The organism is uncultured Microbacterium sp., from assembly GCF_913776565.1.
Lineage (GTDB): Bacteria > Actinomycetota > Actinomycetes > Actinomycetales > Microbacteriaceae > Microbacterium.
The window spans coordinates 20,115-29,172 of record NZ_CAJYPF010000171.1; the positions used below are offsets into that span (position 1 = coordinate 20,115).

The 9,058-nt window shown below is 72.8% G+C and carries 8 protein-coding genes; 5 read left to right on the plus strand and 3 right to left on the minus strand.

The window, feature by feature from the left end:
• Nucleotides 1-66: 66 nt before the first annotated feature.
• From QZ433_RS09700 to QZ433_RS09710, 3 genes are read right to left on the minus strand one after another with little or no spacing between them, the layout of a single operon-like run.
• On the minus strand, nucleotides 67-1,236 hold the full coding sequence (locus QZ433_RS09700) for a DUF4350 domain-containing protein (protein ID WP_295782574.1): 1,170 nt from the start codon (nucleotides 1,234-1,236) through the stop codon (nucleotides 67-69).
• Nucleotides 1,233-1,883, minus strand: a complete 651-nt coding sequence (locus QZ433_RS09705; protein ID WP_295782577.1) for a DUF4129 domain-containing protein — start codon at nucleotides 1,881-1,883, stop codon at nucleotides 1,233-1,235. Before QZ433_RS09705 ends, QZ433_RS09700 begins: the two co-directional genes overlap by 4 nt.
• Nucleotides 1,880-3,241, minus strand: coding sequence for a glycerophosphoryl diester phosphodiesterase membrane domain-containing protein (locus QZ433_RS09710; protein WP_295782580.1), 1,362 nt, complete (start codon nucleotides 3,239-3,241; stop codon nucleotides 1,880-1,882). The genes QZ433_RS09705 and QZ433_RS09710 overlap by 4 nt, the downstream gene beginning before the upstream one ends.
• A 163-nt stretch (nucleotides 3,242-3,404) precedes the next feature.
• Here QZ433_RS09710 and mtrA point away from each other — a divergent pair, with 163 nt between their 5' ends.
• From mtrA to raiA, 5 genes are all read left to right on the plus strand, one after another.
• Nucleotides 3,405-4,085, plus strand: coding sequence for an MtrAB system response regulator MtrA (gene mtrA / locus QZ433_RS09715; RefSeq protein WP_108318159.1), 681 nt, complete (start codon nucleotides 3,405-3,407; stop codon nucleotides 4,083-4,085).
• Nucleotides 4,086-4,152: 67 nt separating this feature from the next.
• The gene (gene mtrB, locus QZ433_RS09720) at nucleotides 4,153-5,775 is read left to right on the plus strand and encodes an MtrAB system histidine kinase MtrB (protein ID WP_295782585.1); all 1,623 of its coding nucleotides are present in this window, start codon (nucleotides 4,153-4,155) and stop codon (nucleotides 5,773-5,775) included.
• Nucleotides 5,772-7,430 carry an LpqB family beta-propeller domain-containing protein gene (locus tag QZ433_RS09725; protein ID WP_295782588.1) on the plus strand — a complete coding sequence of 553 codons (1,659 nt, stop codon included), beginning with the start codon at nucleotides 5,772-5,774 and terminating at the stop codon, nucleotides 7,428-7,430. The genes mtrB and QZ433_RS09725 overlap by 4 nt, the downstream gene beginning before the upstream one ends.
• 91 nt (nucleotides 7,431-7,521) lie before the next feature.
• Nucleotides 7,522-8,196 (plus strand): phosphoribosyltransferase family protein, encoded by a 675-nt coding sequence (locus QZ433_RS09730; RefSeq protein ID WP_295782591.1) that lies wholly within the window; start codon nucleotides 7,522-7,524, stop codon nucleotides 8,194-8,196.
• A gap of 104 nt (nucleotides 8,197-8,300) precedes the next feature.
• A complete protein-coding gene (gene raiA / locus QZ433_RS09735; RefSeq protein WP_295782594.1) occupies nucleotides 8,301-8,963 on the plus strand; it encodes a ribosome-associated translation inhibitor RaiA in 663 nt (220 codons plus the stop codon).
• Nucleotides 8,964-9,058: the final 95 nt, after the last annotated feature.

Below are 9,058 nucleotides of genomic sequence, written 5' to 3' on the forward strand. Positions count from 1 at the left end.
CGTCCGCGGCGCTCCGGCGCTGATCGGTCGCGGGGGCGGGCCAGGCCGGGGTGTCGGGGGTGTCGGTCATCGGAGGGTCCCTTCGGTTCGGACGGCGGCGCGCACGCTCGCCTCGAGATCGCGGAGTCGGTCGGCGGCCGCGACGAGGTCGCGGTCGGTGGACGGCCTGTCGTCGACGAGGATGGCGCGTACGCGTGCGCGGTCGGCACCGAGGCGCTCCGCGACGGCGTCGGCGGTGTCGCCGGGGGAGGTGCGCGGAGCGAGGCCCAGCAGGCGCCCGATGCGCGCCCGCGTGGCCCGCCGCAGCTCGTCGAGGGCGTGCGCCGCGTCGCCGGAGGCGGTGTACAGGCGCGCTCGCCCCTCGGTGGTCTCGTTCGCACGCACCGTGACGGGGAGGCGCTCGGTCACGAGCGGGCCGAAACGCCGCCCGCGCCACACGGCCGCGACGACGGCCGAGAGCAGCAGCAGGGCGATCGCGGGCGTCACCCACGGCGGGGTCAGGTCGGCCAGCGTCGGCGGGGTGGTGCCGGGGTCGGCGTCGGCGGGCGAGGGGACGTACCAGACGAGTCGTTCGCTCTGCCCCAGCACGCCGAGCGCGAGGGCGGCGTTGCCGTCGAGGGGGAGCGTGGCGTTGGTCAGGGTCGCGAGGCCGTCGACCGCGGTGACGGAACGGTCGCCTTCGGCGGCGGTGAGCAGTCCGTAGCCCCCGTCGGAACCGAAGCACGCCCGGACGCCGTCGCCGGGCAGGAACAGCGAACCGACGCGCGCGGTTCGCGCATTCGCGGCGACCGATACGTCGCACGCGGCGTCGACCGCGGTGTCGGGAGCGTAGCCCCCCAGGGACGAACCGTTCAGCAGCACGTCGAGAGACCGCGTGCGCGGGTCGATCAGCACGACGTGGCGCGCGCGATCGGCGACCTCGCGCAGGGCGTCATCGGACAGCATCGGCGCGTCGGGAAGGACCAGCGTCGCGTCGCCTCGGCCGAGGGCGCGTTCCGCGGCGGCGCGATCGCGGGCGATGCTCACCGTGACGCCCCGTTGCTCGAGCACGCGGACGACCGCCCGCGTGCCGTCGGGCCCGGCGGATTCCGGATCCAGGATGCCGCGCTGCGCGTAGCCGCCGTAGACGAAGAGGCCCCCGATCAGCGAGACCAGCATCAGCCCCGCGACCAGGGCGATCCACCCCAGCGCGCCGCGGGCGCGGGCGCGCGGAGCGACGGTGGCCACCGCGCTCACGCGGGGACCGCCGGTCGCGCGCGCACCGCGGCGTCGTCGAGCTCGGCCACGACGCGGTAGCTCTCGGCCGTGCCGGGCCGACGCAGGTACCGCACGTCGTCGAAGGTCTGGGCGGCCGTGTCGAGGGCGTCGGCGAGGGGCGGCAGCGCCGCGCTCGCCGCTCGCGCGAAGGCGCGGACGGTCGCGCCCGGGGGCGGGTCGACGATGCCGCGCTCGGCGAGCCCGCGCGCGAAGGCGCGAAAGCGCAGGACGATCGCGCCGTCCCAGTCCCCGCGCGCCGCGGCCGCCGCGGCATCCGCTCGAAGCTCGTCGGCGGAGCGGGCGTCGTCGTCGTCGAAGAGGGCGTGTGCGGCGGGAGCGGCGCGGGGGGTGAGGCGGGGGCGCCCCCAGATGAGCAACGCCACCACGACGACCGCGACCACGATCACCCCGAGCACGACGAAGGCCCAGGGGCCCCACCCGCCCGTGTCGGGCACGCTGAAGAGGTCGCGGACGAACCGCGCGACCGCCTGGGCGATACGGTCGACGACGGTGGGCTCGGCGGCCTGGTAGACGGGATCGGAGAGCTCCTGCTCGGCCCACTCGCGCGCCTGGTCGGGATCGGGCAGCAGCGGCAGGTCGGCGGCGCTCAGGGCGGGGATGGTCACGCGTCGCCGTTCGAGCCCGGGGCCGTCCAGGACGTGGGAGCGGCAGGGGACGAGGCGGGCGGGGCCGGGGGCGCGGGAGGCGCCGCGGGTGCCGGGGCGGGGGCGGCGTACGGCGGGGTCGCGGGGGCCTGCGCGGGGGCCGCGTACGGCGGGGTCGCGGGGCCGGCCTGCGCGGGGTACCCGGGCTGTACGCCGTACCCGGGCTGTGCAGGGTACCGGGCCTGTGCAGGGTACCCGGGCTGACCGCCGTACCCGGGCTGCGCCGCGTACCCCGCGAACGCGGGCACCGGCCCGGCGGGCACCGGAGCCGGACGGGCCATCACGCGTCCCACCCCGACCAGGTAGGGATCCGTCAAATCTGCGGCCCCGGCGTCACGCGCCTCGACGTAGTTCCGCAGGTCGTGATCCAGGGCCTCGACGCGCATGCGGGCGTCCACATAGACGAGCACGGCCGAGGTTGACTGGACCACGAGGGCGATGCACTGCACGAGCAGGATGCCGAACTGTCCGATGATCTGCACCACGATCAGGCTGACGATCGCGGTCACCGAATCGTCTCCCGTGGGTGCGAGGATCCCCGGGACGATTCCGGAGACCAGGCCCAGGGGGATCGAGATGACCTGCGCGACGATCCCGAAGGTCATCGAGATGACCACGACCACCCCGAGCGTCGACCAGAAGCGTCCGCGGGTCAGCGACCACGACCGGCCGATGGCGCGGAAGACGGGCGCGCGCTCGAGGATGATGACCGACGGGACGAGGAAGAGTTTGGGCGTCAGCCACAGGTACAGCGGGATCAGCGCGATGAGGGCGAGGATGCCGACGAGGATGCCGACCCACACCACGGCGATCGCGAGCAGCGCGACGATGCCCGCGAGCAGACCCACCGCGAGCACGGTCGCCGTCAGCACGAGGGCGCTATACCCGATCAGCTTCCAGAAGACCGGCTTCACGCGCGCCCACGTCGCGCGGAGCGTGGGCTTCTCGGCCACGACCGCGTGGGCGACCTCGGCAACCACGACCCCTTGCACGACGACGCTCAGCGCGCCGCTGGCCAGTCCGAGCACGAGCGTCGTGGCCGCGGTGATCACGATGGATCCGGTCAGGATCGCGTCGAAGTCGTCGCTGCCGGCGGGCACGGTGTCCAGGCGCGAGAAGCTCGCGATCGCGACGCCCGCGATCGCGGCGGTGAGCACGATCGACGCGATGGCCTGCACGACCAGCGCGAAACCGAGCAGCACCTTGGGGTTGTGGCGCAGCGCCACGAACGAGCGGCCGAGGATCGTGCCGAACCCGTACGGGTGCAGGGGGACGATGCCCGGGCGGGATGCCGGGGTCCAGGCCGGATACGCGTTCACGGTGGCGCCTCCTCGTACACGTGGCGGTGCCCTCATCGTGTCACACACCCCCGACACGCTCGCCCCGCTCGCAGACACGTCGACTACTCTCTTCAAGACGTGCCCCCACCCGGGGCGTGGCCCGTTTTCCCGAGCGGGTTCGAGACGGAAGACGCACACCCGAATGACTTCACGGATCCTGGTCGTCGACGATGACACCGCTCTGGCCGAGATGATCGGCATCGTGCTGCGCACCGAGGGATTCGACACGGCGTTCTGCGCCGACGGGGCCCAGGCGGTCGAGGCGTGGCGCACCGAGCGTCCCGACCTCATCCTGCTGGACCTTATGCTCCCCGGCGTGGACGGAATCGAGATCTGCACGCGCGTGCGGGCGGAGTCCGGCATCCCGATCATCATGCTCACCGCACGCACCGACACGGCCGACGTCGTCAAGGGACTGGAGTCCGGGGCCGACGACTACATCGTCAAGCCCTTCAACCCGAAGGAGCTCGTCGCGCGCATCCGCACGCGCCTGCGGCCCGCGCAGGCCCCGGCCGACGAGACGCTGCGCATCGGCGACCTCGTCGTCGACGTCGCCGCGCACGAGGTGCGCCGCGGGGACGCGCCGATCGCCCTGACGCCGCTGGAGTTCGAACTGCTGGTGGCTCTCGCCGAGAAGCCGCAGCAGGTGTTCTCGCGCGAGATGCTCCTCGAACAGGTGTGGGGCTACCACTACAAGGCCGACACCCGACTGGTGAACGTGCACGTGCAGCGCCTGCGCGCGAAGATCGAGGCCGACCCCGACAACCCGCGGATCGTGACCACCGTGCGCGGCGTGGGCTATCGCGCCGGCGCGGTGGCCTGAGCACCCCATGACGGGCTCGGTGCGGACCCTGCCTCCGCCCCGGCGCGGTCTGCGGGACTGGCGGGCGATGCGGGACCGCCTCGCGACGCTCTGGCGTCGGTCGCTGCGCTTCCGCACGATCGTCATCACCGTCACGCTGACGGCCGTGACGATCCTGGTGACCTGCGTGGCGATGGCCCTCGTCATCCAGAACGAGCTCTTCACCGCGCGTAAGGACCAAGTGCTGCTCGAAGCGCAACGCGCCACGGCGGCGGCGCAGGCGACCCTCGACGCGGCGGTGGACTCCACCGACCCCGCGGCGGCGCAGACGCTCATGAACGGCATCGCCACGCGCCTGTCGCAACAGTCCTCGAGCGATCTCATCGCGCTGTACCGCATCGGTCCGCCCTCGCCGCTGGCCCCGCAGCCCTTCATCTCGCCCGCGTTCCAATCGCGACTGGTGACCGAGGCGTTGCGCACGCAGGTGCAGTCGAGCCCCGATCTGCAGTGGTGGCAGTCCGTCGCCCTCCCCGCCGACAACGGGCGCGACGTGCCCGGCATCCTGGTGGGGCACCAGCTGCGTTTCCCCGCCGAGGACGGCGTCGACTACTACGAGCTGTACATGGGGTACGACCTCACGAGCGCGTCGCAGACCCTCGCCTTCGTGCAGGTGCTGCTGTGGGTGGTCGGTCTCGTCCTGGTCGTGCTGATCGGCGCGATCGCCTGGTTCGTGCTGCGCTCGGTGACGACGCCGATCGCGGATGCCGCCGAAACCAGCGCGAAGCTCGCGGCGGGCGACCTGGGCGTGCGCCTGCCGGTGCGCGGCGAGGACGAGCTGGCGACGCTCAACCGCTCTTTCAACGCCATGGCCGACAGCATCGAGTCGCAGATCAAGGAGCTCGCCGACCTCTCGCTCGTGCAGCAGCGCTTCGTCTCGGACGTCTCGCACGAGCTGCGTACGCCGCTGACGACGATCCGTCTCGCGGCCGACATGATCAACGACCAGCGCGAGGAGTTCGACCCCGTGACGGGACGCGCGGCCGAGCTGCTGCACGCCCAGGTGCAGCGCTTCGAGCTGCTGCTGACCGACCTGCTCGAGATCAGCCGCTACGACGCCGGGTCCGTCCAGCTCGAGCTCGAGGCGACGAGCCTCGCCCACCTGGCCGAGGACGTCATCCTGTCGATGGAGCAGCTGGCCGAGGGGCACGGCTCCGACGTCCGCCTGGTCGCTCCGGGCGGCTACACCCCGGTGGAGATGGACGCCCGGCGCGTGCGCCGCATCGTCCGCAACCTCCTCGGCAACGCGATCGAGCACGGCGAGGGACGCCCCATCGTGGTCTCGGTGGACAGCGACCGGGATGCCATCGCCCTCGGCGTCCGCGACTTCGGCATGGGCATGCGGCCCGAGGACGTCGACCGCGTGTTCGACCGCTTCTGGCGGGCCGACCCGTCGCGCGTCCGCACGATCGGCGGCACGGGTCTGGGCCTGTCGATCGCCCTCGGCGATGCGCGACTGCACGGCGGCACGTTGGCCGTGTGGTCCGAACCGGGCCGGGGGTCGAACTTCGTCATGACGCTCCCGCGCGATGGTCGGCCGGTGAGCAGTTCGCCGCTTCCACTCGTGCCCGACGACGAGCAGGGCGGCGCCCTCGAAGCGTTCGGCCTGACCCAACCCATCGCCACCCGCCCCGGCATCCGGAGGACGACATGAGACGCGCCCTCGCCCTCGTCGGTCTCGCCCTCGTGCTCGCGCTCGCCGCGTGCACGGGCCTTCCGACCTCGGGCTACGTCAATCCGGGCCGGGGGCCGCAGACCGACGACACACAGGCCTTCGCTTTCGTGCCCGACGGTCCGCAGGACGGTGCGGCCCCGGCCGACATCGTCGAAGGGTTCCTGCGCGCCGGGTCCGGTCCCGCCGACGACTGGGCCACGGCGAAGATGTTCCTCGCGTCGGGCGTGTCGTGGGATCCCCGTGCCCGCGTCACGATCGACCGCCTCTCGGACCGACGCGCCGCGGCGAGCGCGGACGGGACGGCGGTCACGGTGGCGCTGACCACGGTCGCCGGGGTGGATGCCACCGGAGCGTACGCGCCGACGGCAGCAGGGGTGAGCGAGACGCTGAATTTCACCCTCGCGCAGGTCGATGGCCAGTGGCGCATCACCTCCGCACCCGACGGCGTGGTGCTCTACGAGGAGGTGTTCCCGACCGTCTACCAGTCGGCATCCGTCGCGTACTTCGATCCGACGTGGAGCTTCATCGTCCCGGACGTCCGGTGGTTCCCGCGCCCGCTGGTGGCGAGTCGCGTCGCGACCGCCCTCGTCGACGGTCAGCCGAGCCCCTGGCTCGCGGGTGCGGTCAAGTCGGCGTTCCCCGACGAGCTGTCGCTCGTGGGTCGCTCGGTGACGCTGTCGTCCGGCGGGGTCGCGCAGGTGCAGTTGCCGCAGGCGGCGCTGAGTCTGGACCGGACGACCCTGGACCGCATGCAGACCCAGCTCGTGCGCAGTCTCTCGACCGCCGGTATCAGCGACGTGCAGATGACTGTCGACGGCACGCCCGTGACCGCGTCCGAGGTGCCCGTCCGCGTGACCCGGGTCGACCCGGCGCCCGCGGTGCTCACCGCGCTCGGGGTGTTCGGCTCGCTCTCGGGCGACGCCGTCGAGCCGATCAACGGCCTGTCGGATGCCGTGGAGTCCTTGCTGCCGGCGTCGGTGGAGCTCGAGGCCGACCGGAGCCTGGCGGCGGTGCGATCGCAGGACGGTGACGTCGCGAGTGCGCTCAGCGACGGGCGTACGTTCCTGCTGGACGAGCGCCCCGGTCTGATCGCGCCCTCGATCGACGGCGAGGGAGCCATCTGGAGCGTGCCCTCGGCCTCTCCCACGCAGGTGCGCGTCATCACGGCCGAGGGGGTCCCGCGCGACGTCGGCAACGCCTGGCCGGACGCGTCCGAGATCACGGCCATGCAGATCTCGCGCGACGGCACGCGCGTGGCCGCGATCGTCACCGTCTCGGGGACGCGCGAGGTGTGGTTGGCCGGGATCGAGCGCGAGAACGGCACGGTTGAGCTCGGCGCGCCCCACGTGCTGTCGTTCTCGCAGCAGGGCGCGTTCGACTTGGCGTGGCTCGACGACACGACCGTGGGTGTCCTGGCCACCGTCGACGGGGCGAGCCGGTTGCGCGAGCTCAACGTGGGCGGGCGCGGCACCGAGGCGGCGGCCCCCGACGGGGCGCGCACCTTGGCCGCCGGCAGCACCAGCGTGCGGGTGCTCGACGACCAGGGTCGCTTGTACAGCCGGCGCGGCAGCTCGTGGACGCTCGTGGCTTCGGGGATCCGCGTGCTCGCCGCGCAGCAGGGGACGACGTCCTGACCCTCCTCCCCGGCGATACGGCGGCGCCCGTTCTCCCCGAGGGCGCGTCCCGCCGCACCGCGACGGCGGCGGAGTCGGGCACCGTGATCGTATGGACCGCATCTTCCGCTCCCTCTCCGAGGCGCTGACGTTCTGGCTGCCCCTGTCGTGCGCGGGGTGCGGGGCGGCGGACGTGTCCCTGTGCGAGGGATGCCGCCTCGCCCTCGCCCCGCGCGTGCACCGCCGCACCATCGGTCCGGGTGTGATCGTGACGGCCGCCCTCGCGTTCGACGGCGTCGCGGCACGGACCGTGCGCGCCCTCAAAGAGGAGGGGCGGACGTCTCTCGCTCGCGCCCTGGGACCCGCCCTGCGGGCCGCGGTCTGCGCGGCCACGGACGCGCACGGCGGTCTTCCCTCGGTGCGCGTCACCGCGGTGCCCTCGTCGCGATCGGCGTTCCGGCGCCGCGGGTACCGGCCGGTCGATCTGCTCCTGCGGGCGGGCGGCGTGCGGGCCGAGCGGCTGCTGCGCGTGGCGCGGACACCGCGTGATCAGCGTGGACTCGGCCGGGTGGAGCGCCGCGCGAACGTCGCGGGCGCGCTCGCGGCCCGGCCGCTGTCCGGCGGTGTCGTGGTGGTGGTCGACGACGTCGTCACCACCGGGGCCACCCTGGTCGAGGCCGACCGCGCGCTCCGCGCGGCGGGTGCGGACGAGGTCGTCGTCGTCGCGCTGGCGCACACGCCGCGGCGCGACGGATCCGCAGGGGAACCGCAGGGGAATCCGAGGTGATTTCCACGTGACAGGACGGTGACCGGCCACTAGCGTAAGGATGACTGAAGGCGACGGACGTTCCGCCCTTAGACCGGGCGGAACCCGGAACAAGGAGGTCACGGATGGACACCAACATCGTCGGCGTGGGAGTCGGTATCACCGATCGTTTCCGCTCGGTGGTCGAAGAGAAGGTCAGTCGCATCGAGCACCTGGCACCGCGAGCGCAGGGGCTCGAGGTGAAGGTGACGCACCGCTCCTATCGCAACGGCCGGATGGAGGACGACACGGTCGAGCTCACGCTCGACGGCAAGGGCCCCGTCGTCCGCGCCGAGGCCACGGACGTCGACAAGTTCGCCGCTCTCGACCTCGCGGTCGACAAGATCTCCGAGCAGGTGCGCCGTGCCAAGGACAAGCGCGTCGACGCCCGCAACCACCCCCGCGGCGCGAAGTTCGAGAAGGGCACGGGGGAGCTGTCCGGCATCGATGTCGAGCCCGCCTCCGTCGACGTGCTCCGCGCCGTCGCCACGGGCTCGGTGCCGGTGCAGGCCGATGTCGCCGAAGAAGAGGACTACTGCCCCGTCGTCATCCGCCAGAAGGAGTTCGAGGCGGAATGGATGACGGTCGAAGAGGCCGTCGACCGCATGGAACTCGTCGGCCACGACTTCTTCCTGTTCATCGACGCCCGTACCGACCACCCGAGCGTCGTCTACCGCCGTAAGGGGTGGGACTACGGCGTGATCGAGCTGACGACGCAGGCGTCGCCGATGGTGTCGGTGGCGTCCTGACGCACGCATGAAGCGACGCCCCCGGTCGATGGGCCGGGGGCGTCGTCGTGACGGGGGAGCGGCTCAGCCGTCGAAGATGTCGCCGAGCAGCGAGC